General features: G+C 71.7%; 26 protein-coding genes. 14 read left to right on the forward strand and 12 right to left on the reverse strand.

Annotation, left to right across the window (positions count from 1 at the left end; translation table 11 throughout):
• Nucleotides 1-216 precede the first annotated feature (216 nt).
• Nucleotides 217-828: an ABC transporter permease gene (locus KDL01_RS11745; RefSeq protein ID WP_307846260.1), complete on the forward strand. Its 612-nt coding sequence runs from the start codon at nucleotides 217-219 to the stop codon at nucleotides 826-828.
• Between the two features lie 120 nt (nucleotides 829-948).
• On the opposite strand, the gene greA is transcribed toward KDL01_RS11745, so the two are convergent.
• The gene (greA, locus tag KDL01_RS11750; protein WP_212528463.1) at nucleotides 949-1,446 is read right to left on the reverse strand and encodes a transcription elongation factor GreA; all 498 of its coding nucleotides are present in this window, start codon (nucleotides 1,444-1,446) and stop codon (nucleotides 949-951) included.
• A 261-nt stretch (nucleotides 1,447-1,707) separates the two neighbouring features.
• On the reverse strand, nucleotides 1,708-2,172 hold the full coding sequence (locus KDL01_RS11755; protein ID WP_212528464.1) for a DUF4307 domain-containing protein: 465 nt from the start codon (nucleotides 2,170-2,172) through the stop codon (nucleotides 1,708-1,710).
• A gap of 167 nt (nucleotides 2,173-2,339) precedes the next feature.
• Between KDL01_RS11755 and mca the strand changes: the two genes are divergently transcribed.
• A complete protein-coding gene (gene mca, locus KDL01_RS11760; RefSeq protein ID WP_212528465.1) occupies nucleotides 2,340-3,209 on the forward strand; it encodes a mycothiol conjugate amidase Mca in 870 nt (289 codons plus the stop codon).
• An 88-nt stretch (nucleotides 3,210-3,297) separates the two neighbouring features.
• Here mca and KDL01_RS11765 read toward each other — a convergent pair whose 3' ends face one another.
• Entirely contained in the window at nucleotides 3,298-5,394 is a 2,097-nt protein-coding gene (locus tag KDL01_RS11765; protein WP_212528466.1) for a hypothetical protein, read from the reverse strand.
• A 391-nt stretch (nucleotides 5,395-5,785) separates the two neighbouring features.
• On the opposite strand from KDL01_RS11765, the gene KDL01_RS11770 reads away from it, so the two are divergent.
• Both KDL01_RS11770 and KDL01_RS11775 read left to right on the forward strand, forming a co-directional pair.
• On the forward strand, nucleotides 5,786-6,439 hold the full coding sequence (locus tag KDL01_RS11770; protein ID WP_246576302.1) for a glycosyltransferase family 2 protein: 654 nt from the start codon (nucleotides 5,786-5,788) through the stop codon (nucleotides 6,437-6,439).
• 5 nt (nucleotides 6,440-6,444) lie between these two features.
• Entirely contained in the window at nucleotides 6,445-6,861 is a 417-nt protein-coding gene (locus KDL01_RS11775; protein WP_212528468.1) for a DUF2304 domain-containing protein, read from the forward strand.
• A gap of 80 nt (nucleotides 6,862-6,941) precedes the next feature.
• On the opposite strand, the gene KDL01_RS11780 is transcribed toward KDL01_RS11775, so the two are convergent.
• From KDL01_RS11780 to rfbB, 3 genes are read right to left on the reverse strand one after another with little or no spacing between them, the layout of a single operon-like run.
• Complete coding sequence (locus tag KDL01_RS11780; protein WP_212528469.1) at nucleotides 6,942-7,880, reverse strand: glycosyltransferase family 2 protein; 939 nt, start codon at nucleotides 7,878-7,880, stop codon at nucleotides 6,942-6,944.
• 32 nt (nucleotides 7,881-7,912) lie between these two features.
• The gene (rfbD, locus tag KDL01_RS11785) at nucleotides 7,913-8,797 is read right to left on the reverse strand and encodes a dTDP-4-dehydrorhamnose reductase (RefSeq protein WP_212528470.1); all 885 of its coding nucleotides are present in this window, start codon (nucleotides 8,795-8,797) and stop codon (nucleotides 7,913-7,915) included.
• Nucleotides 8,794-9,783, reverse strand: a complete 990-nt coding sequence (rfbB, locus tag KDL01_RS11790; protein ID WP_212528471.1) for a dTDP-glucose 4,6-dehydratase — start codon at nucleotides 9,781-9,783, stop codon at nucleotides 8,794-8,796. The genes rfbD and rfbB overlap by 4 nt, the downstream gene beginning before the upstream one ends.
• A gap of 202 nt (nucleotides 9,784-9,985) precedes the next feature.
• Between rfbB and KDL01_RS11795 the strand changes: the two genes are divergently transcribed.
• Genes KDL01_RS11795 through KDL01_RS11805 form a run of 3 tightly spaced genes read left to right on the forward strand, consistent with a single transcriptional unit; the run spans nucleotide 9,986 to nucleotide 13,059 of the window.
• Complete coding sequence (locus tag KDL01_RS11795; protein ID WP_307846254.1) at nucleotides 9,986-11,212, forward strand: nucleotide sugar dehydrogenase; 1,227 nt, start codon at nucleotides 9,986-9,988, stop codon at nucleotides 11,210-11,212.
• Nucleotides 11,213-11,229: 17 nt separating this feature from the next.
• Complete coding sequence (locus KDL01_RS11800; protein ID WP_212528499.1) at nucleotides 11,230-12,030, forward strand: glycosyltransferase; 801 nt, start codon at nucleotides 11,230-11,232, stop codon at nucleotides 12,028-12,030.
• A gap of 3 nt (nucleotides 12,031-12,033) precedes the next feature.
• Nucleotides 12,034-13,059, forward strand: coding sequence for an NAD-dependent epimerase/dehydratase family protein (locus tag KDL01_RS11805; protein WP_212528473.1), 1,026 nt, complete (start codon nucleotides 12,034-12,036; stop codon nucleotides 13,057-13,059).
• Nucleotides 13,060-13,097: 38 nt separating this feature from the next.
• Here KDL01_RS11805 and KDL01_RS11810 read toward each other — a convergent pair whose 3' ends face one another.
• Entirely contained in the window at nucleotides 13,098-14,588 is a 1,491-nt protein-coding gene (locus KDL01_RS11810; protein WP_212528474.1) for a hypothetical protein, read from the reverse strand.
• Nucleotides 14,589-14,660: 72 nt separating this feature from the next.
• Here KDL01_RS11810 and KDL01_RS11815 point away from each other — a divergent pair, with 72 nt between their 5' ends.
• Entirely contained in the window at nucleotides 14,661-15,563 is a 903-nt protein-coding gene (locus KDL01_RS11815) for a glycosyltransferase family 2 protein (protein WP_212528475.1), read from the forward strand.
• A 130-nt stretch (nucleotides 15,564-15,693) separates the two neighbouring features.
• Nucleotides 15,694-16,584: a glycosyltransferase gene (locus tag KDL01_RS11820; RefSeq protein WP_212528476.1), complete on the forward strand. Its 891-nt coding sequence runs from the start codon at nucleotides 15,694-15,696 to the stop codon at nucleotides 16,582-16,584.
• On the opposite strand, the gene KDL01_RS11825 is transcribed toward KDL01_RS11820, so the two are convergent.
• Nucleotides 16,581-17,291, reverse strand: a complete 711-nt coding sequence (locus KDL01_RS11825; RefSeq protein WP_212528477.1) for a hypothetical protein — start codon at nucleotides 17,289-17,291, stop codon at nucleotides 16,581-16,583. The genes KDL01_RS11820 and KDL01_RS11825 overlap by 4 nt on opposite strands.
• A gap of 176 nt (nucleotides 17,292-17,467) precedes the next feature.
• Here KDL01_RS11825 and KDL01_RS11830 point away from each other — a divergent pair, with 176 nt between their 5' ends.
• Nucleotides 17,468-18,802: an NsdA family TPR-like regulatory protein gene (locus KDL01_RS11830; protein ID WP_212528478.1), complete on the forward strand. Its 1,335-nt coding sequence runs from the start codon at nucleotides 17,468-17,470 to the stop codon at nucleotides 18,800-18,802.
• On the opposite strand, the gene KDL01_RS11835 is transcribed toward KDL01_RS11830, so the two are convergent.
• Together KDL01_RS11835 and KDL01_RS11840 are read right to left on the reverse strand one after the other, a co-directional pair.
• Nucleotides 18,767-19,636 carry an alpha/beta hydrolase gene (locus KDL01_RS11835; RefSeq protein WP_212528479.1) on the reverse strand — a complete coding sequence of 290 codons (870 nt, stop codon included), beginning with the start codon at nucleotides 19,634-19,636 and terminating at the stop codon, nucleotides 18,767-18,769. The two genes, KDL01_RS11830 and KDL01_RS11835, sit on opposite strands and share 36 nt — an antisense overlap.
• A 31-nt stretch (nucleotides 19,637-19,667) precedes the next feature.
• Nucleotides 19,668-20,105, reverse strand: a complete 438-nt coding sequence (locus tag KDL01_RS11840; protein WP_212528480.1) for a YchJ family metal-binding protein — start codon at nucleotides 20,103-20,105, stop codon at nucleotides 19,668-19,670.
• An 84-nt stretch (nucleotides 20,106-20,189) separates the two neighbouring features.
• Here KDL01_RS11840 and rfbA point away from each other — a divergent pair, with 84 nt between their 5' ends.
• The 4 genes from rfbA to KDL01_RS44515 are packed head-to-tail and all read left to right on the forward strand — an operon-like array spanning nucleotide 20,190 to nucleotide 25,001.
• Entirely contained in the window at nucleotides 20,190-21,074 is an 885-nt protein-coding gene (gene rfbA, locus KDL01_RS11845) for a glucose-1-phosphate thymidylyltransferase RfbA (protein ID WP_212528481.1), read from the forward strand.
• Complete coding sequence (locus KDL01_RS11850; RefSeq protein WP_212528482.1) at nucleotides 21,071-21,667, forward strand: dTDP-4-dehydrorhamnose 3,5-epimerase family protein; 597 nt, start codon at nucleotides 21,071-21,073, stop codon at nucleotides 21,665-21,667. The genes rfbA and KDL01_RS11850 overlap by 4 nt, the downstream gene beginning before the upstream one ends.
• A gap of 28 nt (nucleotides 21,668-21,695) precedes the next feature.
• Entirely contained in the window at nucleotides 21,696-21,899 is a 204-nt protein-coding gene (locus KDL01_RS11855; RefSeq protein WP_212528483.1) for a hypothetical protein, read from the forward strand.
• Nucleotides 21,900-21,953: 54 nt separating this feature from the next.
• A complete protein-coding gene (locus KDL01_RS44515) occupies nucleotides 21,954-25,001 on the forward strand; it encodes an AfsR/SARP family transcriptional regulator (protein WP_212528484.1) in 3,048 nt (1,015 codons plus the stop codon).
• Here KDL01_RS44515 and KDL01_RS11865 read toward each other — a convergent pair.
• Together KDL01_RS11865 and KDL01_RS11870 are read right to left on the reverse strand one after the other, a co-directional pair.
• Nucleotides 24,992-25,810 (reverse strand): ABC transporter permease, encoded by an 819-nt coding sequence (locus KDL01_RS11865; RefSeq protein WP_212528485.1) that lies wholly within the window; start codon nucleotides 25,808-25,810, stop codon nucleotides 24,992-24,994. The two genes, KDL01_RS44515 and KDL01_RS11865, sit on opposite strands and share 10 nt — an antisense overlap.
• Nucleotides 25,807-26,826 (reverse strand): ATP-binding cassette domain-containing protein, encoded by a 1,020-nt coding sequence (locus KDL01_RS11870; RefSeq protein ID WP_212528486.1) that lies wholly within the window; start codon nucleotides 26,824-26,826, stop codon nucleotides 25,807-25,809. Before KDL01_RS11870 ends, KDL01_RS11865 begins: the two co-directional genes overlap by 4 nt.
• Nucleotides 26,827-26,872 lie beyond the last annotated feature (46 nt).

The following is a 26,872-nucleotide window of genomic DNA, read 5'->3' on the forward strand; positions in this document are numbered from 1 at the left end:
CCCTAGGTCGCGCCGCACCCCACCGGCCCGACATTGCTGCGCACGCCGACGAGGAGACGCCCGAACCCGAGACCCACCCTTGTCTGTGGATGGATCGGGGCTCACGCCCCGATCTGAACACCAATCCAGCGTTTTACCAGCTCAAAGGGCTGTAGTACATTGATTCAGGGAAGCGGATCCGGTAGAATCTGAGAACAGAGCAGGTTCCTGCCCGGAATCTTCACCCAGACCCTCGCCTTCACCACCGGCACCACGGCGGTCGGGCTCGCCGACGACCTGAGCAAGGGGCTGGTGGACCGCTTCCGCTCGCTGCCGATGGCCCGCTCGGCGGTGCTGCTCGGCCGCACGGTCGCGGACTGGATCCAGAACCTGCTGGTCCTGGCCATCATGGCGCTGTGCGGGGTGGCGGTGGGCTGGCGCATCCACAACGGCTTCCCCAAGGCCGTGCTCGCCTTCGCGCTGTTGATGCTCTTCGCCTACGCGATGAGCTGGATCGGTGCGCTCATCGGACTTTCGGTGAGCACGCCGGAGACGGCGAACACGGCCGGGTTCATCTGGCTGTTCCCGGTCACGTTCGTCTCCAACGCCTTCGTGCCCACCACCTCGCTGCCCGGCTGGCTGCAGCCGATCGCCGAGTGGAACCCGATCTCCTCGACCGTGCTCGCGCTGCGGCAGCTGTTCGGCAATCCCACCGGGTACGCGCCGGGGGCGATCCCGGACGTGTTCCCGATGCGCGAGCCGGTGCTGGTCTCGTTCCTGTGGTCGCTGGTCATCTTGGCGGTCTTCGTCCCGCTCTCGGTACGCAAGTACCGGTCGGTCTCGGCCTGACGCAGCGGCCCGACGGAGCGGCCCGACCGAGCGGGGTGGACGAACGCCGCCGCCCGCAGCGGTGGCTGCGGGCGGCGGCGTGCGACGTGTCGGCCGTGAGGCGGGCGGCCGGGCGCGGGCTCAGCCGGTGTACGGCTCGGCGGAGAGCAGCTTGACCGCGATCGACTTGCCGTTGGGCAGTTCGTACGAGGTGCTCTCGCCGACCCGGCGGCCGTTGATCGCGGAGCCGAGCGGAGACTGCGGCGAGTAGACCTCGATCGGCGCGCCCGACTCCTCGCGCGAGCCCAGCAGGAACTCCAGCGTGTCGTCCTCGTCACCGTCGAACGCGATCTTCACCACAGTGCCGGGCGCGGCCATGCCGGACTGGGTGGGGGCGGTACCGACCTGGGCGTTCTCGAGCAGCTGGCGCAGCTGGAGGGCGCGGGCGTGCATCTTGCCCTGCTCCTCCTTGGCCGCGTGGTAACCGCCGTTCTCGCGCAGGTCGCCCTCTTCCCGGGCGGCCTCGATCTTCTTCGCGATCTCGACGCGGTACGGACCCTGGAGATACTCCAGCTCGGCCTTCAGACGGTCGTACGCATCCTGGGTCAACCAGGTAACGTTGTCGCTGGTCTGGGTCACGATGCTCCTCGTAGGGTCGGATGGCGGCAGCCAAGCCGTTGCGTGCGCGGGTTCCGTACAGTCCGGTACCCGCCGAAACTACGAGGCTACCAAGCACACCCGACAGATTCCTAGAAATCGAGGTCGTCGGCCTGTTCGCGCGAAGGCCCGCCCAAGGTCCTTCCGACAGTTCCCGCCGCGCCGCCCGGCCTGCTCAGCCGGTGCGCGGGCCGCCGCGGCCCCGCAGCCGCCGCCCGTCCCGCCTCCCGGCGCGCCCGGGGCTCAGCCCTTGACGCAGCTCGAGACCACGACCGTGTTGGGCGCGGCGGTGGTGTTGACGGTGGTCTGCACGTCCTCCTTGGACCGGCCGGCGCTGACCGGCACGTTCGCGGAGCCGACGATGTTGCCCTGGAGGTCCTCGGCGTCGAGCGTGCACTCGAGCATCTCGTCGGTGGGCTTGTCCACCTCGAAGGTCACGGTGACCGAGTCGGTGCTGGTGGTGAAGGACACGACCGTGGCCTGGACGGCAGGGTTGGCCTGGTTCCAGGCGATGTAGCCGACGACGCCGCCGAGCACGCACAGACCCACCACGCCCAAGGTGATCTTGCGGGTGCGCGACATGGCGGGCTTCACGCCGTAGCGCGCGGCGAACTCGGGGCTGGCGAAGGAGGTGGGGGCGGCGTCCTCGGGCCCGTCCACCTCCGTTTCACGGGTCACGGGCTGATCGATCGGGCTGTACTCGGTCATTTCTCGTCCCTCGGTCGTTCCGGGAAGTTTCTGCGGCCCGCTCGCGCTCTGGATTGAGGGCGCGGCGGAGCAGGCGGATGCGGTTTCTCGCGATCCACCCCGGGCGTCCGCCACTATAGAGACTCCGGCGAACGACGCGACGGCCAGGTACGAGGGAGCAGGGACCGGTGGAGGACAGGCTGAGGCTGATGGCGGTGCACGCGCATCCGGACGACGAGTCGTCCAAGGGCGCGGGCACGATGGCCAAGTACGTCGCCGAAGGTGTGGAGGTGCTCGTGGTCACCTGCACCGGCGGCGAACGGGGGGATGTGCTCAACCCCAGGTTGAAGGGCGATCCCGAGATCGAGGAGAACATTCACGAGGTGCGCCGGGCCGAGATGGAGCGGGCCCGGCAGATCCTCGGCGTACAGCAGGCGTGGCTCGGCTTCGTCGACTCCGGGTTGCCCGAGGGCGACCCGCTGCCGCCGCTGCCCGAGGGCTGTTTCGCCCTGGAGAAGGTGGAGACGGCCGCGGAGCCGCTGGTGCGCCTGATGCGCGAGTTCCGGCCGCACGTGGTCACCACCTACGACGAGAACGGCGGCTATCCGCACCCGGACCACATCCAGTGCCACCGGGTGAGCGTGGAGGCCTTCGACGCGGCGGGTGACCCGGACCGCTACCCCGGCACCGGGGCGCCCTGGCAGCCGCTCAAGCTGTACTACAACCAGACCTTCTCCCGGGCCCGGGTGCAGGCGCTGCACGCGGCCATGCTCGAGCGCACCGGCTCCTCGCCGTACGAGGGCTGGATCGAGCGCTGGGACGAGCGCGGGGACCGGATCGAGCGCGAGATCACCACCCACGTGAACTGCGCGGACTACTTCGAGGTGCGCGACCAGGCGCTGCTGGCGCACGCCACCCAGGTGGATCCGGACGGCTCCTGGTTCGCGGTGCCGATGGACCTGCAGAAGGCGGTCTGGCCGACCGAGGACTTCGAGCTCGCGCGCAGCCTGGTGGACACCGCGATCCCGGAGGACGACCTGTTCGCCGGCATCCGCTGAGGCCGGGCCGAACGAGCTGAAGCCGAACGGACTGACGGCCTGTCGGGACATCGTCCCGGCAGGCCGTCGGCGTTTCGGCGGGTGCGGCTCAGTTCGCGGCGGCGGAGTCCAGCGGGGCGTTGATGCCCGGCTCGTACACCACCGAGCTGATCTTGCCCGGGTTGGTCTGGGCCCAGGCGGTGAGCTTGTCCCGCAGCGGCGTGGTGGGCACGATCACGCGCAGCGGCACCGGCGTCTGGGCGATGGACACCTCGAGCTGGGCGAGGTTGTTGAGCAGCACCGGGGTCCAGTCCTGGCCGCCGGTCCCGACCGTGGTCAGGCCGTCGGTGTTGGACATCGCCGCGAGCTGCGCCTGGAGCTGTCCGGCGTCGTGGTTCAGGGTGGAGAGCAGCAGGCTCAGGTTCACGTTGTTGGCCTGGCTGCTGTAGGCGATGACCAGGGTGGGCACCCCGTCGCCGAGCATGTCCCAGCGCAGCAGGTTCTGCGAGGCGGCGATGTAGGCGGGGGAGTGCTGGCCGCTGAGCCAGTACGAGGCCCAGGTGGTGCTCGCGCCGAGCTGCCAGGTCGTGCCGGGGTTGGAGGCGGTGGTGTGCGGCTTGGCCACCTTCGCCGGGCCGTACCAGTAGCTGCCGGTGACCGCGACCGCGAGGACCGCGGCGACCAGGCCCACGCCGATGCCGTACAGGCCGCGGCGCGGCAGCCGGGGGCGGCGCAGCAGGTGTCCGGCCGTGCCCGAGGCCACCAGCATCAGCACCGCCCAGGCCTGCTCGGCCTTGGGGTAGTAGTAGCTGGTGGTCTTGATCGTCTCTTCCTGGTAGACCCGGAAGGCGATGATGGCCACGCCCGAGAGCACCACGGTCAGCAGCCCGGCCCACGCGGTCGGGCGGCGCCGGGCCCGGCTGGTGGCGAAGCCGATCACCACGGCCAGGATCATCACGCCGAGGGCGAGCCGGCTGAACGGGATGGTGAAGCCGATCGACTGCGCCTCGGTCCCGGCCTGCAGCCCGCCCCGGATCGCGGCGACGTACTCGCTGAGTGCGGCCGGGATCCCCACCACGGCGACGCCCACCAGCAGCTTCCAGTGCGGCAGCACGCGCTTGCGGTAGACGAACCCGGTGACCACCACGAGTATGGCGGCGAACGGGGCGAACAGCTCGTAGGTCAGGAAGATCGCCACGCACAGGGCGGCCACCAGCACGATGTGGGTGCGCGGGCCGCGCGGCGGGCGGAAGCAGAAGGCGGCCAGCACGGCCAGCAGGGCCATGCCGAGCACCTGCGGGTCCCAGGTGCACCACACCGCGCTGGTGAAGGTGGCCACCGACAGCCAGCCGCCGATCGCGGTGACCAGGAACATCCGGCGCCAGCCGGCCAGCGAGGGGCCGGCCACCCAGCGGGCGGACCAGGCGACGCAGAGCACGAAGAAGCCGTAGCCGAGGCTGACCCAGATGTTGTAGCGCTGCAGCTCGGCGGCGGAGTTGCCCGGGTTCACGTTGGAACGCAGGAAGATGTCGGCGAGCGCGTAGATGAAGTGCTGGCCGGGCGGGTAGGTCGCGAGCATGCCCGGGTCGACCATGTTCTTCGACGCGCCCTGCTTCAGGAAGGTGTAGCCGCCGACCCGGTGGATGGTGTCGAAGAGGTTGAAGTGGCGCAGCCGGTCGCCGGTTATCCCGGCGTAGGCGACCCGCGTGCCCGCGTCCGTGCCCCAGCTCGGGCCGTAGGCGATGCAGGTCGCGGCGACGAAGGCGCCGAGCAGGGCGAGGTCGCTGCCGAGCACCCGGCGCGGCCAGGTGCGCCACGGCGCTTCGGCGCCGAGCCAGAGGTACGCGGCGACCAGCAGGGTCAGGCCGGTTCCGCCCACGGCCACCGGCTGCAGGCCCCAGGGCCACAGCGAGTAGACGAGTCCGGCGGCCATGGTCAGGCTGATCACCAGCACCAGGGTGGCCATCAGGCGGTCCAGCACGGTCGAGCCGACGCGCAGCAGGCCGCCGGTGCCGAACACCACGACGAGCACCAGCAGCGGATCCGTGCCGGTCAGCTGGGTGAGCAGCGGCAGCGCCCAGGCCCCGGCGAAGAGCCCGAGGACGACCGGAAGCGGGGGGCGTCGCCGTGCGGGGCCTCGGGCAGGCTCGGTGTGCGGTGCGGCCGCCTCGGCCTGCTCCGCGGAACCCAGCGCCTGCGATCCCATCGCTACTCCCCATCCGCGCTCGTGCGCTGCCTGCAGCCGACGCCTTCGGCGGCGGCGACAGTTTAAGGCCAGAGGTTAAGGCCCGGGCAAGAATCCGAGACTACTTCACTGTGCGGGCTCGGGGAATTTTCCCCTCCCCTCCCCGGGGCGCTGGGCGGTCCGGCGGGGCTTCGCGGGCCGCACGGCAGCGGCCGGAACACGGGTGTGCCGGGTTTGTCCCACGCTGCGCGGCTCTGGGTCACGGCCGGGTCCCGGGGCGCGGGCGGAGCTTGGCCACGGCGCCCGCGCGGCTGTTAGGATCCAACCGATCTGCGTCCGCCGCCCGACCGGGCGGCGACCTTCGAAGACCCAGGGTTGACGGGTGCACAACTTTCAAGACGTTTGGCTCGTGATGCCCGTCTTCAACGAGGAGACGGTGATCTCGGACGTGGTCGCCCACGTGCTCGAGACCTTTCCCAATGTGGTGTGCGTGGACGACGGCAGCCGCGACGGTTCGGCACGCCGGATCCTCGATTCCGGCGCCCACCTGCTGCGCCACCCGATCAACCTCGGCCAGGGCGCTGCCCTGCAGACGGGGTTGAGCTACGCGCTCGCCCAGCCCGGCGCCGAGTACTTCGTCACCTTCGACGCGGACGGCCAACACCGGGTCGAGGACGTGGTGCGGATGCTGACGGTGCTGCGGGCCAAGGAGGCCGACGTGGTGCTCGGCTCCCGCTTCCTGGAGTCGGCCGTGGACGTGCCCCCGCTCAAGCGGGCGGTGCTGCGCACGGTGGCGCTCTTCAGCCGGCCCTCGCGCAAGCTGGGCCTGACCGACGCGCACAACGGCCTGCGCGCGCTGAACCGGTCGGTGGCGGAGAAGATAGACATCACCCAGGCCGGCATGGCGCACGCCTCCGAGCTGGTGGACTTCATGGCCCGCTCCGACTTGCGGGTGCGCGAGATCCCGGTGACGATCGACTACACCGAGTACTCGCTCTCGAAGGGCCAGTCGTTGCTCAACGGGATCAACATCGTGTTCGACCTCGCACTGCGCCGAAGGGGCTGAGTGCCGTGCTGATCCAAGTCCTGCTGATTCTCGCGGCGCTGCTGCTCTTCGCCCTCTTCGTGCGCCGCTCGCACACCGCGCGGCTCCAGGCGTTCAAGCGCATAGGCTTCCTGCTGTTCTGCGTCTTCGGCGTGTTCGCGGTGATCAAGCCCGACCTGATGACCTGGCTGGCCAATCGGGTCGGCGTCGGACGCGGCACCGACCTGCTGCTGTACATGCTGGTGGTCGTGTTCGCGTTCTTCTCGCTCAACACCTACCTGCGCTTCAAGGACACCGAGCGGCGGCTGACGAAGCTGGCCCGGGCCATGGCGATCCGCGACGCGGTCGCCCCGGCGCGGGCGCTGGAGCTCGAGTCCGAGCCGGACGAGCAGGCTGTGGACGGGCACGCGCTGGACGAGCAGCAGGACGCGCTCGCCCGCTGACCTCGGCCGAGCCCGACCGGCTCGAGCGGGCGGTGGCGTTGCGCCCCGCCCGCGTCCTCGGCTGCCGAGGCGGCCCGGCCCTACGGCTGCGGGGACTCCGAGGTCGAGGCGGCGTAGCGCACCAGGCGGCGGAAGAGCGCCGGGTTGTGCTGGCGCAGCGCCGTGGGCGCGAGGGTGAGCGCGTGCAGCCGCACGGCGCGGTGGCGGCGGGCGACGAGCGCGGCCTTGTGCCAGCCGATCCGGTCCATCTGCCGCGCGGTCGCGGTGAAGAAGCGGCGCGACTCGTCAAACCGGGAGCCGTCCACCGCGGCCAGCGAGGACTCGCTGGCCGAGTGCCGGCGGTAGCGGAAGGCCGGGACCGAGTCGGCGAGCAGCTCCTCGCCCTTCTCCACCAGCTCGATGATCACCGCGAGGTCCTGGACCACGCGCAGATCCTCGCGGAAGCCGCGGGAGGCCGCGATCGCCTCGGTGCGCCAGCACAGCGAAGGGAAGTAGAGCCAGTTGCCGCGCAGCAGACTCGCGGCCAGCTCCTCGCCGGAGAGCACCGCCGTGCCGCCCTCGCGCAGCAGCTCCTTCGGGGCGTAGAGTCGGCGCTTGATCGTGTCGGCCAGGCCCATGACCGGCGCGCCGTGCTCGTCGATCACCTCGACGCCGGGCTGGATCAGGCCCACGCCGGGCCGGGTGCGCTCGAGTTCGCGCACCCGCGCCACGTAGTTCGGCATCAGCTGGTCGTCGCAGCCGATCATCACAAGGCGCTCGCGCCGGGCCAGGCCGAGGCACTTCTGGAAGTTCCCGGACACGCCCAGGTTGACCGGGTTGCGCAGGTAGGTCACCCGCTCGTCGCCGAGCCCGGCGAACCACTCAGGCACCCCGGCCGCCTCGCCGTCGTCGACCACGGTCAGGTGCCAGTCCTGGTCGGTCTGCGTCAGTACGCTGTGGACCGACTCCTGCATCAGCGCGACGTCGCCGTAGTAGGGCATCAGGATGTCGATGCCCGGCGACGCGGTGGTTCCGGCCATGGCCGCTCCAGCCTCTCAGCTCGCTGCGTTCACTACGCCGACGGGACCCGCGCGAGGTGCTCGCGCAGCGTTTCGTACCAGTCCGGCATCGGCCCGAGTCCGGCCTCGGCCCAGCGCTCGTGCCCGAGCACGCTGTAGGCCGGGCGCGGGGCGGGCCGGGGGAAGCGGTTGCTGGTGGTCGGCCGCACCCGCTCCGGGTCAAGGCCGGTCAGCTCGAAGGCGGCCCGGGCCAGCCCGCACCAGGTCGTCTCGCCCGAGCAGGTGCCGTGGTAGACCCCGGCCGGGGCGGTGCCCGCGTGCGCGGCGTCGGCCAGTTCGATCAGCCGCCGGCCGAGCGCCAGCGTCGAGGTCGGCTGCCCGCGCTGGTCGTCGACCACGTCCAGGTGCTCGCGCTGGGTGGCCGCGTTCAGGATGGTGGCCACGAAGTTCTTGCCGTACGGCCCGTAGAGCCACGCCGTGCGCACCACGTAGCCGGTCTCCGGCAGCAGCTCGAGCACGGCCTGCTCGCCGAGCAGCTTGGTCCGGCCGTACGCGTTGAGCGGCGCGGTCGGCTCGTCCTCGCGGATCGGCGCGGTCGCGTCGCCCGGGAAGACGTAGTCGGTGGACAGGTGCAGCAGCTTCGCCCCGGTGCCGGCGCAGGCCTCGGCCAGGTGGCGCACGGCCGTGCCGTTGACCGCGGCGGCCTCGGCCTCCCGCGTCTCGGCGCCGTCCACGTCGGTCCAGGCGGAGGCGTTGAAGACGACCTCGTGGCCGGCCACCGCGTCCTTGACCGCCCCGGCGTCGGTGAGGTCGAGCTCCGCGCGGCCCAGGGCCACCGGCTCGCGGCCGGCCGCGAGCAGCAGTTCGGTCAGTTCGCGGCCGAGTTGGCCGCGGGCGCCCACGATCAGCGGCCGGAGTACGGGCTGGGCGTCGGTCACAGCGCGGCCTTCGCCTTCAGCGGCTCCCACCAGGCGCGGTTGTCCTGGTACCAGGCGACCGTGGCGGCTAGCCCGTCGGCGAACTCGACCTGCGGGCGGTAGCCGAGCTCCTGCGAGATCTTGGAGATGTCCAGTGAGTAGCGCCGGTCGTGGCCCTTGCGGTCCTCGACGTAGTCCACGTACGTCCAGTCCCGGCCGGTCGCGGTCAGCAGCAGCTCGGTGAGCTCCTTGTTCGTGGTCTCGACGCCGCCGCCGATGTTGTAGACCTCCCCGGCCCGGCCCTTGGTCAGCGCCAGGTGGATGCCGCGGCAGTGGTCGGACACGTGCAGCCAGTCGCGTACGTTGCCGCCGTCGCCGTAGAGCGGGACGTGCCTGCCGTCCATCAGATTGGTGATGAACAGCGGGATGACCTTCTCCGGGAAGTGGTGGTGCCCGTAGTTGTTGGAACAGCGGGTGACCACCGTGTCCATCCCGTGGGTGCGGTGGGCCGCGAGCACCAGCAGGTCGGAGCCGGCCTTGGCGGCCGAGTACGGCGAGTTCGGGTTGATCGGCCACTGCTCGGTCCACGAGCCCTCGTCGATCGAGCCGTAGACCTCGTCCGTGGACACGTGCAGGAACCGCCCGATGCGGTGCCGGCGCGCGGCGTCGAGCAGCGTCTGGGTGCCCAGGACGTTCGTGGTGACGAAGTCGGTCGCGCCCAGGATCGAGCGGTCCACGTGCGACTCGGCCGCGAAGTGCACGATCGCGTCGTGGCCCGGGAGCACCTCGTCGAGCAGCGCGGCGTCGTTGATGTCGCCCTGCACGAAGGAGAAGCCCGGGTGCGAGCGCACCGGATCCAGGTTGGCCGGGTTGCCCGAGTAGGTCAGCTTGTCGTATACGGTCACGGTGTCGCCCGCCCCGGCCGAGCCGGGCAGCCGTTCGCTGAGCAGGGCTCGGACGTACTCGGAGCCGATGAATCCGGCGCCGCCGGTGACCAGGATCTTCATGGCGGACATGCTATCCGGTGCCCCCCGGGGCGAGAAAAGCCCGGACTCGAGCTGAATAACGAAACGGCGACTATTTCTGTGAGTGAGTCTCAACTCGAAGACCTTCCTTGGTGCCGGAAGGCGGGACACGATAGCCTCGCCGATGAATCCGTGCCACGCGGCGAGGGCCGGACCGGTAAGGGCGGATGGGAATACAGCGATCGTGCGTGAAGAAGCCTTGTCGGCGACACGTCCAGACCGCTTCAGCCGCGACGTGGTCGTCATCGGCGGCTGCGGTCATGTCGGACTGCCGTTGGCCATCGCGCTCGCAGCGCGAGGTGCCTCGGTGGCGGTCTACGACATCAGTGAGCAAGCGGTAGCGACGGTCAATTCAGGAAGGCTCCCGTTCGCCGAACCCGGCGCGGCGGAGCCGTTGGCCGAGGCGGTGGCGTCTGGACGCCTGGTAGCAAGTACGGATCCGGAGCTGGTCTCCACCGCGGAGCACGTGGTGGTGGTCATCGGAACTCCGGTGGACGAATATCTGAACCCGGACCAGACGGCCATTCCGGAGGCCGTCGGTGCGTCCATCGCGCACTTCCGCGAGGGACAGCTGGTGGTGCTTCGCTCCACCGTGTTCCCCGGGGTGACCGCGCTGGTGGAGAAGACCTTCGCCGAGCACGGGGTGGCGGTGGACACGGCGTTCTGCCCGGAGCGGATCGCCGAGGGCAAGGCCATGACGGAGCTTTTCGAGCTCCCGCAGATCGTGGCCGGGCGCACCGTGCGCGCCACCGAGCGCGCCTCCCGGCTGTTCCGGCTGCTGACCGAGCAGATCGTGCCGGTCACGCCGGAGGAGGCGGAGTTCGCCAAGCTGTTCACCAACGTCTGGCGGTACATCAAGTTCGCCGCGGCGAACCAGTTCTACATGATGGCCAACGACCACGGAGTCGACTTCGAGCGGGTCAGGCACGCCATCACGCATGACTATCCGCGGGCCAGGGACATGCCGGGCGCCGGCTTCGCAGCCGGTCCCTGCCTGTTCAAGGACACCATGCAGCTGACCGCGGTCACGGCGAACAACTTCGCCCTCGGAGTGAGCGCGATGCAGGTCAACGAGGGTCTGCCGCTGTACGTGGCGAACCGGCTCGAGCGCGCCTACGACCTGCAGGACGTGACCGTGGGCATCCTCGGCATGGCGTTCAAGGGTGACAGCGACGACATCAGGTCCTCGCTCGCCTACAAGCTCAAGCGGGTCCTCGCGTTCAAGGCAGGCGCGGTGATCTGCACCGATCCGCACGTCACGGTCGACCGTACGCTGCGCCCGCTGGAGGAGGTCCTCGACCGTGCGGATGTGTTGGTCATCGCGGCGCCCCACACCGAGTACCGTGGTCTGCGCGTCGACAAACCGGTCGTCGACCTCTGGAACCTGCTCGGCAACGGCGTACGTATATGAGCACTGAAGTGGTGGGCATGCGCGAGTCCGCGACCCTGTCGCGCCCGGCGCGCCTGACCCCCGACCTCCCCGGGCCGCGGGTCTCCATCGTCATCCCGGCCTACCGGGAGGCGGAGAACATCGTGCCCGCACTCGACCGCATCTTCGAGGGCGTCGTACTGCCCGCCGAGGTGCTGGTCGTGGTGGACAGCCCGGACGACTCCACCGTCGCGGCGGTGGAGGACTACCGGCGGCGCGAGCCCCGGCTGCGCTGGCTGCACAACACCTACGGGCGCGGCCCGGCCAACGCCATCCGCTTCGGCATCGACTCGGCCGCGGCCGGGGTCGCCGTGGTGACCATGGCCGACGGCTGCGACGACCCGCAGCAGATCGACGACCTGGTGCGGCTGGTGGAGCGGGGCGTGGCTGTGGCCGCGGCCTCCCGCTACATGCCGGGCGGCGCGCAGGTGGGCGGACCGCTGTTCAAGGGCCTGCTCTCCTCGCTGGCCGGGCGCTCGCTGCGGGTGTTCGCGCGGATCGGCACCCGGGACGCGACGAACTCGTTCAAGGCCTACTCGACCGAGTTCGTGCGGCTGGTCGGCATCGAGAGCCGGGCCGGATTCGAGATCGGGATCGAGCTGACCGCGAAGGCGCGCCGGGCCAGGCTGCCGGTCGCCGAGATCCCCACCATCTGGCTCGACCGCCGCGCCGGCGAGTCCAACTTCCGCCTGGCCAAGTGGATCCCGAAGTACCTGCGCTGGTACGTCTTCGCGTTCGGCCGTCCGTTGACGCTGAGTGCGCTGTCGGCCCGCGTTCACCCGGACGAGGAAAAGGAATAGCACGTGCAGAAGGTTCTGGTCAGCGGCTCCGCCGGATTCATCGGCGGCTACGTCGTCGAGGAACTCCTCCGACGGGGCTATGCCGTGTCAGGGATCGACAACTATTCGAAGTACGGCAGGGTGGTCAAGTCCTACGACTCCCACCCGGACTACCACTTCACCGAGGGGGACGTGCGTGACACGGCCCTGATGACGGAGTTGTTGGCCGACTGCGACCACTTCGTCGCCGGCGCCGCGCTCATCGGCGGTATCTCCTACTTCCACGCCTACGCCTACGACCTGCTGGCCAACAACGAGCGGATCATCGCCTCGTCCTGCGACGCCGCGATCGCCGCGCGCCGGGCCGGCTCGCCGCTCTCGAAGGTCACCTACCTCTCCTCCTCGATGGTGTTCGAGTCCACCGAGTCCTGGCCGAGCGTGGAGGGCGACGAGCGCCGCGTGCCGCCGCCGCTGTCCTCCTACGGCTTCCAGAAGCTCGCGGTGGAGTACTTCGCCCGGGCCGCCTGGGACCAGTACAAGCTCCCTTACACCATCGTGCGCCCGTTCAACTGCGTCGGCATCGGCGAGTCGCGCGCCCTGGGCGACGAGGAGATCCTCTCCGGCAACGTCAAGCTGGCGATGTCGCACGTGGTGCCCGACCTGGTCCAGAAGGTCCTCAAGGGCCAGGACCCGCTGCACATCCTCGGCACCGGCGAGCAGATCCGCCACTACACCTACGGCGGCGACCTCGCCCGCGGCATCGTGACCGCGATGGAGCACCCGGACGCGCTGGGCGAGGACTTCAACCTCTCCACCCCGGTCGGCCACTCGGTCACCGAGCTGGCCGAGGTGATCTGGCGCAAGATCAAGGGCGACGCCCCGCTGGCCTTCACGCACGACGAGGCCTTCGAGTACGACGTGCAGCGCCGCGTGCCGTCCACCGAGAAGGCCAAGCGGGTCCTCGGCTTCGAGGCCGACACCCCGCTCGAGGTGATGCTGGACGAGGTCATCCCGTGGATCACCGAGGCCGTGGAGAACGGCACCCTGTAGGACTCGGGCAAGCAGGCAGCGCGAACGCGCCGCGGTTCCTAACGGACCGCGGCGCGTTCGTCGTCGAGGGCGGGCGCGGTGGGGGCGACGGGCCCGGCGCCGGCGCCGCGGGTGTGCAGCCAGGCGTCCACCGCCATGACGACCATGGTCACGAAGGGGCCGATGACGGCGGCGGCGGCCGTGGTGACCAGCAGCCGGTCGCCGGTCAGGAAGACCGGGACGGTCACGGCCACGCCGACGCACCAGGCGATCAGGACCACGAAGTGGCGCTCGAGCGCCAGCAGCGTCGACTGGATGATCATCGCGACCATGACGCAGCCGGTGCCGAGGGTGAGCAGGGCCAGGTAGCTTCCGGGCAGCACGTCGTGGGCCCGCATGATGTTCTTGAGCACCCAGGGGCCGACCAGCCAGGCGCAGGCCGCGGCGAACAGGGCCACCCCCGCGCACAGCGAGGTCAGCACCCGGGTCCTGGCCCGTACCTCGGCGTAGCGGCGGTGTACGGCGGCCGCGGTCAGCCGGGGCAGCAGCGGCGCCTGCAGCGGCACCAGGATCAGGATCCCGAGCCGGGTCAGGCCCACCGCCGAGTTCACCGCGGCGGCCTTGTTCGCCATCTGCGTGGTCACGTGCGCGCCACTGTCGTAGCGCGCGGCCACCAGCAGCGGGATCGCGTTGTAGAGCAGCTGGTTCGCCAGCGACGCCGCGGTCAGCAGCGACAGCCGCGCCCCGCCGCGCTCCGGCTCGGCCGCGATGTCCGCCGCGTCACCGGGTTCGGCCGCGGCCGGGGCGCCCGCGGAGAACTCCACCTCGATGCCGGCCGGCACCTCGGCCCGCTCCAGCGCCCGCGCCTGCTCCTCGCGCGCGTACGCGCTGGCCGCGTCGTAGCCGTCGCGCCCGGACCAGCGCGGCGCCAGCACGCCGAAGACGGCGGCCAGCGTCGGGCCGCCGAGCGCGAACACCAGTCCGTAGAGCCAGACCGAGCTCCAGCCGAGCACCAGCACGACGACGGCCGGGATCAGCCGGGTCAGGCCCTCCACGATCAGCGTGCCGGAGAAGAGCGGATAGTCGCGGCGGCCGGTGAGCACGCCGCGGATCGGGAAGATCGCCAGGCCGCCGATCAGGCCGATCAGCAGCTCGCCGAACAGCACCCAGTTGTGGCCGAGCGAGCGGGAGACCAGCACCGGCGAGAGCAGGCAGGTGGCCAGCATCGTCCCGCCGATGAGCCACGCGGCGTGCCGGGACTGGCGCGCCACCACCGGCGCGGGGTCCTGGCCGAGCGCGGCGGCCTTCGTCACCTGCCGGGCCATCTCCTGCTCGGACCCGGCCATCATCCCGGTGACGATCGTGGCCAGCAGGAAGTTGAGCCCGGACAGGGCCAGGACGGCCTGCGAGCCCTCCTGCGTCTTCGGGAAGCTGGCGTTGATGATGGCCAGGAACGCCGAGCCCGCCGCGCCGGACAGCCCGAGGCCGATGGCGAGCGTCACGGAGGGGCGCCGGATCAGCGCGTACAGGCTGCGCGGGCTCAGTCTCATAGCCGGGCCATCCTAGGCCCTGGGCGCGACACAGATCCAGGCGGGAGCGTGCGGGCCCGATACCCTTGCGCCGTGACCCAGTCCCCGCACTCCGCCGAGCCCGCGACGCTCGCCGCCGTCGTCACCGCGTACCACCCGGACAAGCGCCTCGCCGCGGTGATCGACGCCGCGCTGGCCAGCTGCGCCGCGGTGATCGTGGCCGACAACACCCCCGAGGGCTCCCCGTCCCTGGCGGACGAACTCGACGACCCGCGCGTGCTGGTGCTGCGCTCCGGGCACAACCGGGGTCTGGCCGGCGCGCTGAACCTGGGCCTGGACCACCTGCCGGCCGACGCCGAGGCCGTGCTGTTCCTGGACCAGGACTCGGTGCTCCCGGCCGAACTCGTCACCGGGCTGCTCGCGCACCTGCAGGACCCGGCGATCGGGGTGGTCGGCCCCACCCCCGTGGACGCGGAGACCGGCGGGCGCTACGAGCGCGGTGCCGAGCGGCACGAGACTTTGGACGACCGGCCCAGCATCATCACCTCCGGCATGCTGGTGCGCCGCGCCTGCCTGGACACGGTGGGCCGCTTCCGCGAGGACTTCTTCGTGGACTGCGTCGACACCGACTTCTGCCTGCGGGTGCGCCGCAGCGGCAGCCGGGTGGTGCGTGACGCCGCGCTGGTGCTGCCGCACTCCATCGGCTCCGGCCGGGACCACCGCGTCGGCCCGCTGACCGTGCGGGTGCTGCACTACCCGGCCTGGCGCCACTACTGGATCGCGCGCAACGGCCTCGTGCTCAGCCGCGAGTTCGCCGGCGAGCGCTCCTTCGTGCTGACCAACGCGCTGTTCACGGCGCGCTGGCTGGTGGTGACCGCGCTGTTCGACGAGCGGCGCCGGTCCAGCGTGCCGGCCGTGCTCCAGGGCCTGGCGCACGGACTGACCGGCCGGGTCTCGCGCCGGCGGCTGCCGGCCGGGGCCGAGTACGCCGGCTGAGGCCTCGCGACCGCGTCGCCGTGGCCGCGCCGTCGCGCTGCAGCCTTTTCGAAACGAAGCTGCGACGGGACTGTCACAGAGGCGTCAGCGGCCGTTCGGGCGCGCTGGGGAAGGCCGCTAGGCTGGGCGGGTGCAGATCACCGCGATCGTAACGGCCTATCATCCGGACGCGTTGCTGCGGGGCGTGGTCGAGTCCGCGCTGGCCGTGTGCGACGCGGTCGTCGTGGTGGACAACACCCCGCGCGCCGACGGCGCCGAGGCGGCCGATCCGCTCGGCGGCCTGGTGGACCCGCGGGTGACCGTGTTCGGCGACGGCGGCAACCTCGGTCTGGCGGCGGCGCTGAATCTGGGCATCAGCGCGCTCTCGGACAAGACCGAGGCCGTGCTGCTGCTTGACCAGGACTCGGTGCTCCCGGACGGGCTGATCGAGTCGCTGGCGAAGGACCTGGACGACCCGAGCATCGGCATCGTCGGCCCGAGCCCGGTGGACGCGGCCACCGGCAAGCACTACGAGACCCTGGCCGGGCGCCACCAGCAGATCGACGACCGCGACCTGGTGATCACCTCGGGCATGCTGATCCGCCGCGAGGCCCTGGCCAAGGTGCCCGGCGGCTTCCGCGAGGACTTCTTCGTGGACTACGTGGACGTCGACTTCTGCCTGCGCGCCCGGCGCAACGGCGTGCGCATCGTGCGCGACATGTCGCTGGAGATGCCGCACTCGATCGGCGACGTGCGCACCCACCACTTCCTCGGCAAGCAGGTGCGGGTGGGGCACCAGGCCGAGTGGCGGCACTACTGGAACACCCGCAACGGCACCATCCTGATTCGCGAGCACGTGCGCCGCAATCCGGTGTGGGCCGTGACGAACGCGCTGTTCCTGGCCCGTTGGTTCGTCTTCATCGTGCTGTTCGAGCCGAAGCGGGTGAGCCACGGCAGCGCGTTCCTGCGCGGCTTCGCCGACGGACTCACCGGCAAGCTCAACCGGCGGTTCATCCCGAAGGGCGCCGAGTACCGCGGTTAGGCGGTGTCCGGTTCCGGCGGCTCGTGCCAGACGTCGTCGCGGTCGGCCGGGCCCTGGACCTGCGCGGCGAGCACGGCGCCGAGGTCCCGGACGTAGGCGAGCCTGGCCCGCAGCTCGGCCGGACTGTCACAGTCCTCGTACGTGTGATTCGGATGCGTGCCCTGCATCCGGGCCGTGTCCCAGGTGATCCGCACCCGCCACGGCGCCCGCACCCTGATCCGGCAGCGCAGCCGCCGGCCCGCGCCGCCGTGGTGGTAGGCGTCGGCGTGCACGGGGCCGCTCAGGCTTCTGCGCCACTGCTCGCCCAGCGGATGGCTCGGCAGCACCCCGCCGGGATCGCCGACCGTGATCGTCAGCAGCCGGTGCGCGGGGTCGAACTCGGTGTGCAGGAACAGATGCGTGCCGATCGGATGGTCGTTGATCAGCAGCCAGGCGGCCTGCGCGTAAGCGAGCCGGGCGACCCGGGATCCGGCCCACCGGATCTCCCAGCGCTCGGCCGCCGCGCCCACCGCCTCGGCCAACGCGGACGCGCCGCGGGCATCGTCGTCGAACTCTTCGATCAACCGGTACGCGTCCGCGGGCGGCGCGCAATCGGCGGCGTCGGAGTCGGCGGGCCGCACGAGCCGTACCCGTTTTTGTCCGGACTGCGCGGCGGGGGGCGTCCCGATCGCGGTGGTGGCGGTCCGCAGAACACGGTCGTTACACATGGGTGCAATCCTGCGACGGTCGCATGCCTTCGCCTTCCTGGGAAATCCGAGCCCCCACAGCGTCGCCGATAACGCACGGTGCCAACAGTGCCACGGTGGGTAAGGCGCGGCGGTAGACTGCTCCCGGCGGTCTGGATACGTGTGCTCACTGTTCGGATCGTGGAAGGACCCCTCCTGTGCCACGCAACGCGCCACCGGATCACCTGCCCACCGAAGTGCGGGACCGCTCCGACGTCGCCCGGGCCTGCTCGGACTGGGACGTCGGCCGGCTGTTCCGGCTCGTGAACAACCTGACGGACGGACCGCACCGGTTCACCGCCTCGCACATCGCCCGCCGCTGCGGCCTCTCGCCCAGCCGGGTCGCCGAGTACATGAAGGGGGAACACCGCGTCGCCTCGGCGGCCGTGGTGCTGCGCGTCGCCGACGGGCTCGGCATCCCGCGCGAGCGCTTCGAACTCGACCGCCGCGCCCAGCCGGCCGAACCGCCGTGCGCCAGACGCGAGGGCCCGGGGGAGTTCCGGCGCCGGGCCATGCTGGTCGGCGGCCTGGCCGCGACCCTGCCCGTGCTCAACCTGGACGAACTGGTCCGCCTCGCCGCCGCCCTCGACGACGCCCGGCGCTACATGGACGGACCGGTGTCCGAGTACTTCCATCGGCAGCTCGACGCCTGCGCGCGGTCGGACGGCGCGGCCGGACCGAGCCGGACCCTGCCGTCCGTCCTCGGCATCATCGCCGCCGTCGAGAGCGGCGCCCGGCAGGCCAAGGCGAAGGCGCGGCGCGAACTGCTGGGCGTGGCCGCGCGGGCCGGGGAACTGGCCGCGTGGCTCTACCGCGACCTCGGCGAGCTGGTCTCCACCGCGCACTGGCACGAGCGGGCGACGGAGTGGGCGCAGGAGTGCGGCGACGCCGCGATGCAGGGCTACCTGCTGCTCAAGCGGAGCCAGGCGGCCTGGGACGAGCGCGACGGCGCGCGCATGCTCGCCTTCGCCGAGGCGGCGCAGCACCGGTGCCGGCGGCTGCCGCGGCGGGTGCTGGCCGAGGTGACGCAGCAACAGGCGCGGGCGTTGGCCATGACCGGCGCGTCGTACGCGGCGGTGGCGCGGAAGCTGGATCAGGCCCATGCGATCCTCGGCCGGGTCCCGGACGGTCCGGGCGGCGAGGACGGGTCCGGCCTGTCGGCGCACTACTCGCCCGCGCTGCTCGAACTGCAGTCGGCGATCTGCCAGGTCGAGGCCGGCCGCCCCGAGCTCGCGATCGAGATCTACCGCGCCCGCCTCGACTCCGGCCGCTTCTCCCGGCGGGACCAGGCGTACTTCTCGGTCCTGATGGCGCAGGCGCTCGCCGCCGCCGGAGAGCCGGACGAGGCGGCCAGGCTCGGCCGCGGCGCGCTCGAGGTCGCCGTGGCCACCCGCTCCACCCGGACCCTGGGCGAACTCGGCCGGCTGACCCATCAGCTCCAGGCCTGGCGGGAGTGCTCAGCTGTGCAAGGGCTCTGCGACGCCCTCGGCTGAGCCGGCCTCGGCCGGCGCCGCGAGCCACCGCGCGACGTGCTCGACGACCTGCCGCTGCCAGGCCCGCGTACGCGGATCCAGGTAGCCCGGGTCGTCGGGTACGGCGATGCCGTGCTGCGCGCCCTCGATCTCCAGCAACTGTGCGCGGGCACCGAGGCGCGCGGCCAGGGCGCGCGAGCTGCCCACCGGGATGAAGGTGTCGCCGGTGCCGTGCACGATCAACACCGGCCCGCGCACCCGGTCAAGCGCCTCGTCCGGCCGCAGGTGGAACACCTCGTTGAGCAGTGGGCGGCCGAGCTTGAAGGTGGGGCTGTGCGCCAGGAATCCGCGCGCCGCCAGTTCGGCCCCGGCCTCCTCGTCGATCTGGCCGTCCGCCCAGTACGGCTTGTCGTCGACGAAGCGCTTGCGGTAGTTCAGCAGGGGATTGATCAAGACCAGCCGCTGCACCGCGCCGTCCGCCGTGGCCACCACCGTGTAGTACGCGCTGATCCCGCCGCTGAAGCTGGCCGCCAGCAGATGCGCCGCGACCGCGCCGGTCTCCTGCCGCGCCGCGCGTACCGCCGCGCCGATGTCGCCGAGCACGCCGGCGAGGGTGAGCTCCTCCTGCCGCCCCTCGCTCGCCCCGTGCCCGCGCAGGTCGAAGCGCAGCGAGGCGATCCCGGCCGCCGCGAGCCCGTCGGCGAGCCGGGTGAAGAAGCCGCCCTCGTCCCGGGTCACCCCGCCGCCGTGCACGAACACGGTCACCGCCCGCGCCGGGCCGGCCGGCCGGACCAGCGTCCCGCGCAGCCGGAGCCCGTCCGGTGACCGGAACTCCGTGTCCTGTATGGCGACCACGCCACCAGCCTAGCCCCGGACGCAACCGGTCTCAGAGTGCTGAGAGGTAGACCCAGGCGCCGCCCTCGCGGACGAACTCGCTGTTCTCCCGCATGATCTGCTCCGGGCCGCCCCAGTCGCGGTAGTGGGCGCGGAACTCCACCGTCCCCTCGGTGTGGAAGGGCCCGCCGCCGGTGGTCCCGAGCACCTCCAGGCGCGTCCACCGGGTGGCCGGGTCGAGCTCGAGGTGGCGTGGGCGGGTGCTGGGGTGCCAGGTCCGTTCGAGGTACCCCACGTCGCCCAGTGCGAAGGCGCTGTACCTCGAACGCATCAGGGTCTCGGCGCTTGCTGCCTGCGCGTGTCCCTCGTGCAGCGGACCGCAGCAGGCGGCGTACGCCCGGCCGGAGCAGCAGGGGCACTCCACCGGGGGAGCGGACCTGGTGGCGGCCTTGTTGGCGGACTTGGCGGCGGGAGTGCTTCGACGGGCCATGGTCCGATTCTCCCGCCTTATGCCGGCGCCCGGCCGCACGGGCCGTGGCGTAAGGCCCAGGGCCGCGGGCTAGACTCTCGGACCATGCGCGGAATCATCCTTGCGGGCGGCACCGGCTCGCGGCTGTGGCCCATCACCAAAGCCATCTCGAAGCAGCTGATGCCCGTCTTCGACAAGCCGATGATCTACTATCCGCTGTCCACGCTCGTGATGGCGGGGATCCGGGACATCCTGATCATCACCACCCCGGAGGACCAGTCCGCGTTCCAGCGGCTGCTCGGGGACGGCTCGCAGTTCGGGATAAACCTCGAGTACACCGTCCAGCCGCGGCCGGAGGGACTCGCCCAGGCCTTCGTGCTCGGCGCCGACTTCATCGGCTCCGACACGGTCGCGCTCGTGCTCGGCGACAACATCTTCCACGGCGTCGGGCTCGGCTCGCAGCTGCGCGCGAACGCCGAGATCAAGGGCGGGCGGGTGTTCGCCTACCCGGTGGCCAACCCGACCGAGTACGGCGTGGTCGAGTTCGACGACGCCGGCCGGGCCGTGTCCATCGAGGAGAAGCCGGCCAAGCCCAAGTCCCGCTTCGCCGTGCCGGGCCTGTACTTCTACGACAACACCGTGGTCGAGGTCGCCCGCGACCTCAAGCCCAGCGCCCGCGGCGAGCTCGAGATCACCGCCGTCAACGACCACTACCTCCAGGCCGGCAAGCTCAACGTCACGGTGCTCGACCGCGGCACCGCCTGGCTGGACACCGGCACCTTCGTCTCCCTGGTCCAGGCCTCCGAGTTCGTGCGCGTGATCGAGGAGCGCCAGGGCCTGAAGATCGGCTGTGTCGAGGAGGTCGCCTGGCGCTGCGGGTTCCTCAGCGACGACCAGCTGCGCGAACTCGCCCAGCCGCTGCTCAAGAGCGGCTACGGGCACTACCTGCTGAACCTGCTGGACGCCGAGGGCAAGGAGAAGTCGCAGTGAAGGTCACCCCGCTCTCGATCGAGGGAGCCTGGAAGATCATCCCGGTCCAGCACGGCGATCCGCGCGGGCTGTTCATGGAGTGGTACCGGCACGACGTGCTCGCCGAGGCCGTCGGGCACCCGCTGCACCTGGCCCAGGGCAACCTCTCGGTCTCCGCGAAGGACGTGGTGCGCGGCATCCACTTCGCCGACGTCCCGCCGTCCCAGGCCAAGTACGTCTCCTGCGTGCGCGGCGCGGTCCTCGACGTCATCGTGGACCTGCGGGTGGGCTCGGACAGCTTCGGCTCCTGGGAGTTCGTCCGCCTCGACGACGAGGAGCGGCACTCGGTCTACCTGTCCGAGGGCCTCGGCCACGGCTTCGTGGCGCTGACCGACGACGCGACGCTGCACTACTGCGTCTCGGCCACCTACAACCCCACCGCCGAGCACAGCGTGCACCCGCTGGACCCGGACCTCGGCATCGAGTGGCCCACCGACACCCCGCTGCTGTCCGCGCGCGACGACGCCGCGCCCAGCCTGGCCGAAGCCGTCAAGACGGGGCTGCTGCCGAGCTACGCCGAGTGCGTTGCCTACACTGCCTCATTGTCCGGATGATTTCTCAGTATCGAGGGGAGCCGTTCCTATGATGGAGATGGCCCTGAGTCTCGACCCGAACCAGGTCTCCCCCGGCCTGCTCGGGTTCATCATCGTGTGCATCCTGGGCGTGGCCGTCTGGCTGCTGTGCCGCAACATGGGCAAGCGCCTGATCAGGTTGGACGCCGAGCGCGAGGTCGAGCAGGAGGTCGCCGAGACGGGCGAGGCGATCCCGGCGCAGAACCGGCGCTGAGCGACCCGCCGCGGGCCGTCCCCGTGCGCCGCGCCCATGGGTGACAATGGCTCCATGGGTCGAGTCACGGACGTGTCGGTGCTGCGCGGCGTCACGGTCACCCGCGACGGACGCTCCGTGGAGGTCACGGGCACCCGGCTGCGCGCCCTGCTCGTGCTGCTCGCGCTCACGCCCGGCCAGGTGCGCCGGGCGGAGTACCTGGCCGACCAGCTGTGGAACGGCGAACCGCCCAGTGCCAACGCACTCCAGGCCCTGATATCCAGGCTGCGCCGCGTGCTCGGCCCGGAGACCCTGCCGTCCCGGCCCACCGGCTACCTGCTCGACGTGGACCCGGCCGCGGTGGACCTGTCCCGGTTCGAGCGCCTGGCCGAGCTCGCCACCCCCGCCGCCGCCCGCGAGGCCCTCGCGCTGGCCGGGCTCGAGCCGCTGGCCGAGTTCGTCGACGTCCCCGACCTGGCCGGGCTCGCCCGCGTCATCGAGACCGAGTGCGCCCGCCTCGGCGCGCTGGCCGCCCGCGCGCTGGAGTCCGCCGTCCCCGTCGTGCCCACCGCCGCGCGCGGCCGGCTGTCCGTGGCGCACCGGCTGATCGGCCGGGACGCGGTGCTCTCCGAGATCCACGACCGGCTCGGGCGCACCCGGCTGCTCACCCTCACCGGCGCCGGCGGATCCGGCAAGACCTCCCTGGCCAAGGCCGTCGCCTCCACCCACGGCGCGGTGCACATCGCCGAACTCGCCCCGGTCACCGCGCAGGCCGTGGACGCCGAGGTGTTCGCGGCCGTCGGCGGCCGCGAGACGGTGCTGACCGACCGGGCCAGGCGGGCCGAGACCCGGGACGAGCGGGCCCGCCTGGTCGACGCGCTCGGCGACCGGGCCGCGCTGCTGGTGCTGGACAACTGCGAGCACGTGATCGACGCCGCGGCCGGCCTGGCCGAGTCCATCCTGGCCGCCTGCCCCCGGGTGACGATCCTGGCCACCAGCCGCGAGCCGCTCGGCGTGCCGGGCGAGCAGCGGCTGCCGGTGGCGCCGCTCGAGGTGCCCCCGACGGGCTCCGCGATGGACCGGCTCGCCGGCTACTCGGCGATGCAGCTGCTGCTCGAGCGCGGCCGCGCGGTGCGCCCCGAGCTCGGCGCGCAGGGGGAGGATGGGGCGGCGCTGGCCGAGATCTGCCGCCGGCTCGACGGCATACCGCTCGCCCTGGAACTCGCCGCCGCGCGGTTCAACGTGCTCACGCCCCGTCAGGTGGCCGGCCGGCTCGACGACCGCTTCCGGCTGCTGACCACCGGCGCCCGCACCGCGCTGCCGCGGCAGCAGACCCTGCGCGCGGTGGTGGACTGGAGCTGGGACCTGCTGGACGGGGCCGAGCGCGACCTGCTCGCGGTCTGCGGGGTCTTCGCGGGCGGAGCGGCCTTGGCGGACCTGGAGGGGGTCGCCGGTCTGGACGCCGTGGACGTGCTGGACCTGATCGACCGGCTGGTGTCCAAGTCACTGGTGCTGGCCGAGGCCGTGCGCACGCCGGACGGCGGGGACGGCGGTATGCGCTACCGGCTGCTCGAGACCATCCGCGAATACGCCCTCGAACGCCTCGAGGAGCGCGGCGAGCTGGACGCGGTGCGCGCCCGGCACTCCCGCTTCTTCGCCGACCTGGCCTTCGAGGCGGACGGCGAGCTGCGCCAGGCCGGACAGGTGCGCTGGATCGCACGGCTCGACGACGCCGAGGACAACCTGCGCACCGCGCTGGACTGGGCCGTGGAGCACGGGGAGGCCGCCGTGGCGCTGCGGCTGTGCTACGGCGTGAGCTGGTACGGCATGATCCGCGGCAAGCAGTTCGACCGCGCGCGCACCCCGGACGTGCTCGCCCTGGCCGAGCGCAGCCGGCTCGAGCCCGGCCCCGAATACATGCGTGTCCTGACATTCAACGCCCTCTACTCGTTCGAGCGCGGCGCTCCTCCGGTGGAGGCGGCCGCGCAGCTGCGCGAGGCCCTGGAGCTCGGCCGGCGGATCGGCTGGCGCGACGCGCTCGCCTCGCTGGTGGAGGTGATCTCGGCGCTGTTCACCGAGCCGACGCAGGTGGAGGCGGCCTTCAGGCGCGAGGCCGAGCGGCTCGAGGCCCGCGGCGAGGAGTGGAGCCTGGCCGCGGTCCGGATGTTCCACGCGAAGGTGCGGGTGGACGAGTCCGAGGTGGCCGAGCGGCTGACCGCGCAGGCCCGCGCGGTGTTCGAGCGGCTCGGCGACCAGTGGGGGATCGCCAACTGCGGCCAGACCCAGGTGATGCTGCACAGCCAGCGCGGCGACCACCGCGGCGCGCTGGCCGCGATCGAGGCGGCGCTCCCGGCCGCCCGCGCCCTCGGCGCGATCAGCGACGAGGTCGTGCTGCTGGTCATGGCCTCCAACGAGTACGCCAGCCTGGGCGAGCAGGACCAGTCCGAGGCCGCCCTTGACCGGGCCGGGGAGATCTCCGAGGTGCACCCCGAGGGCCGGGCCAACCTGCACCTGCTCACCGCCCGCTCGGTCCGGGCCCGGCTGCGCGGGGACCTGGAGGCGGCCGAGTACTGGCTGGACGAGATGGTCAAGGCCGCGGGCAACACCTTCATCGGCCCGGTCCAGGCCCTGCTGCGCACCGAGCAGGCCTGGCTCGCGCTCGCCCGCGGCGAGGTGGAGCCGGCCGGGCGCCTGGCCGACGAGTCCTTCGCCCACTCCATCGGCTTCCACTACGACCGCCCCGACGTGGCCGCCGCGATCGAGGTCAAGGCCGCGGTCGAACTCGCCCTGGGCGACCCGCGCCGGGCCGCCTGGCTGCACGGCCTGTTCGCCGCGGTGCGCGGCCGGCGGCTGCCGCTGAGCGCCACCCCCGACCTGGCCCGCACCGCGGAGGCCGCGGTGGCCGCGATCGGCGCGCAGGAGTACGAGGCCTGCTTCGCCGAGGGGGCCGCGATCGAGCCCGGCGCCGTGGTCGAGACCTGCAAGGAGGTCTTCGGCCACGAGGGCGAGGTCGGGGCCGACTGGGGGGCGCCGGGCGCCGCCCACGGCGCGGGTCCGCGGGCCGAGGAGGCTTCCGCGCCCTCCCCGGCCCGCGGCCGTGTCGATCAGCCTGCTCAGATGTGACGGTTGTAGGCGCGCAGGCCCAGCGGGGCGAACACCACGCTCATCCCGACCGCCCAGGCCAGCGTGACCCAGACCGCGTTGCCCACGGTGAACTGCCCGCCGACCATCAGGGCCCTGGCCGCGTCGGCGGCCGTGGTGAGCGGGTTGACCTTGGCGAAGGCCTGCAGCCAGCCCGGCATGGTGCCCACCGAGGTGAAGATGGACGAGCAGAACATCAGCGGGAACAGCGCGATCTGCAGCACGCCCTGCACCGCCTGCGGGCTTCGCACCACGGTGCCGACGTACAGGCTCAGCCAGGACACGCCGAAGCCGAGCGCCAGCAGCAGGCCGATCCCGCCGAAGAAGTCCACCGGACCGGTGTGCACCCGGAAGCCGAGCAGCACCGCGACCACGAGCGTGATCAGGCTGGCCAGCAGCAGCCGCAGCACGCTGGAGACCAGGTGGGCGGTGAGGACCGAGACCCGCGCGATCGGCAGCGAGCGGAACCGGTCCATCAGGCCCTTGTCGAAGTCGGAGTTGAGCTTGATGCCCACGCCGATCGAGCCGAACGAGAGCATCTGCACGAAGATGCCGGGGATCAGGTACTCGATGTAGTTCCCGCCCACGCTGTGCTTGAGCCCGCCACCGAACACATAAGTGAACATCACTGTCATGATGATCGGGAAGAAGGTGACGTCGAGCAGTTCCTCCGGCGTCGCCTTCGTCGAGAGCAGATTCCGGCGGATCAGCGCACCGGTGTGGCGCAGTGTGTCGCGCAGCCCGGTGCGCTCGCTCAGGTTGGCCGGTGCCAGGGTGCTTGCCGCGGTCATCGGGCCGCCTCCACCTTCGTCGTCTGGGTCGGAACCTCGTCGGCCGGCTCATCGGCCGGCTTCCCGGCCGACTTGTTCGCGGTCAGCGCCAGGAACACCTCGTCCAGGGACGCCGTCACGGTGCTGATGTCGGCGATCGCTATGTCCGCGGCCGCCACCGCCTTGAGCAGCCTGGCCACCTGGTCGTCCTCGGCGACCGGTCCGCCGACCGTCCCCGGCGCGACATCCTCCACCACCCCGAGCACGCTCTGCAGCACGGTGCGCAGCTCGGGCAGGTCCGCCAGGACGACCGGGCGCAGCCGGATGCTGCGGCCGGCGATCTTCACCTTCAGCTCGTCGGCGGTGCCCCGCGCGATGAACCGGCCCTTGTCCATCACCGCGATGTCCTGGGCCAGCGCCTCGGCCTCCTCCATGTACTGCGTGGTCAGCAGCACGGTGGTGCCGGTGGAGGACAGGTCCCGCACGATCTCCCACAAGTCGTTGCGCCGGGCCGGGTCAAGACCCGTGGTCGGCTCGTCCAGGAACAGCACCCGCGGCCGCCCCACCAGTGACGCGGCCAGGTCCAGCCGCCGGCGCATACCGCCGGAGTACTGCTTGGCCGTCTTCTTCGCGTCCTCGTCCAGGCCGAAGGTCTCGAGCAGCTCGAGCGCCCGCGCCTTGGCCTGCTTGGCCGGCAGGTCGAGCAGCCGGCCGATCATGTAGACGTTCTCGTAGCCGCTGAGCGACTCATCCACGGCCGCGAACTGGCCGGTCAGGCCGATCACCCGGCGCACGGCCTGGGCGTGGGCCACGACGTCGAGACCGGCCACCCGGGCCGTGCCCCCGTCCGGCCGCAGCAGCGTGGAAAGCATGCGTACGATCGTGGTCTTGCCCGCCCCGTTGGGTCCGAGCAGGCCGAAGACCGAGCCGGCGGGCACGGCCAGGTCGACGTGGTCCACCGCGGTCTGCTCGCCGAACTTCTTCACCAGGCCCTCGACCTGGACCGCGAGCTGCCCGGATCCGTTCTGTATCTCCATGACGGCCACTGTGCCGTCAGGGACTGACACCGCGCTGACGCCGCTG

The organism is Actinospica durhamensis, assembly GCF_018139695.1.
GTDB classification, from domain to species: Bacteria; Actinomycetota; Actinomycetes; order Streptomycetales; family Catenulisporaceae; genus Actinospica; species Actinospica durhamensis.

Excerpts from the sequence above, each read along its gene's own strand:
- KDL01_RS11765 (WP_212528466.1), bottom strand. The coding sequence starts at position 5,394 with ATGGGATCGCAGGCGCTGGGTTCCGCGGAGCAGGCCGAGGCGGCCGCA.
- rfbA (WP_212528481.1), top strand. The coding sequence starts at position 20,190 with ATGCGCGGAATCATCCTTGCGGGCGGCACCGGCTCGCGGCTGTGGCCC.
- KDL01_RS11855 (WP_212528483.1), top strand. The coding sequence starts at position 21,696 with ATGATGGAGATGGCCCTGAGTCTCGACCCGAACCAGGTCTCCCCCGGC.
- KDL01_RS11780 (WP_212528469.1), bottom strand. The coding sequence starts at position 7,880 with ATGGCCGGAACCACCGCGTCGCCGGGCATCGACATCCTGATGCCCTAC.
- KDL01_RS11840 (WP_212528480.1), bottom strand. The coding sequence starts at position 20,105 with ATGGCCCGTCGAAGCACTCCCGCCGCCAAGTCCGCCAACAAGGCCGCC.
- KDL01_RS11755 (WP_212528464.1), bottom strand. The coding sequence starts at position 2,172 with ATGACCGAGTACAGCCCGATCGATCAGCCCGTGACCCGTGAAACGGAG.
- KDL01_RS11800 (WP_212528499.1), top strand. The coding sequence starts at position 11,230 with ATGCGCGAGTCCGCGACCCTGTCGCGCCCGGCGCGCCTGACCCCCGAC.
- KDL01_RS11865 (WP_212528485.1), bottom strand. The coding sequence starts at position 25,810 with ATGACCGCGGCAAGCACCCTGGCACCGGCCAACCTGAGCGAGCGCACC.
- KDL01_RS11810 (WP_212528474.1), bottom strand. The coding sequence starts at position 14,588 with ATGAGACTGAGCCCGCGCAGCCTGTACGCGCTGATCCGGCGCCCCTCC.
- KDL01_RS44515 (WP_212528484.1), top strand. The coding sequence starts at position 21,954 with ATGGGTCGAGTCACGGACGTGTCGGTGCTGCGCGGCGTCACGGTCACC.
- rfbB (WP_212528471.1), bottom strand. The coding sequence starts at position 9,783 with ATGAAGATCCTGGTCACCGGCGGCGCCGGATTCATCGGCTCCGAGTAC.
- KDL01_RS11825 (WP_212528477.1), bottom strand. The coding sequence starts at position 17,291 with ATGTGTAACGACCGTGTTCTGCGGACCGCCACCACCGCGATCGGGACG.
- KDL01_RS11870 (WP_212528486.1), bottom strand. The coding sequence starts at position 26,826 with ATGGAGATACAGAACGGATCCGGGCAGCTCGCGGTCCAGGTCGAGGGC.
- KDL01_RS11770 (WP_246576302.1), top strand. The coding sequence starts at position 5,786 with ATGCCCGTCTTCAACGAGGAGACGGTGATCTCGGACGTGGTCGCCCAC.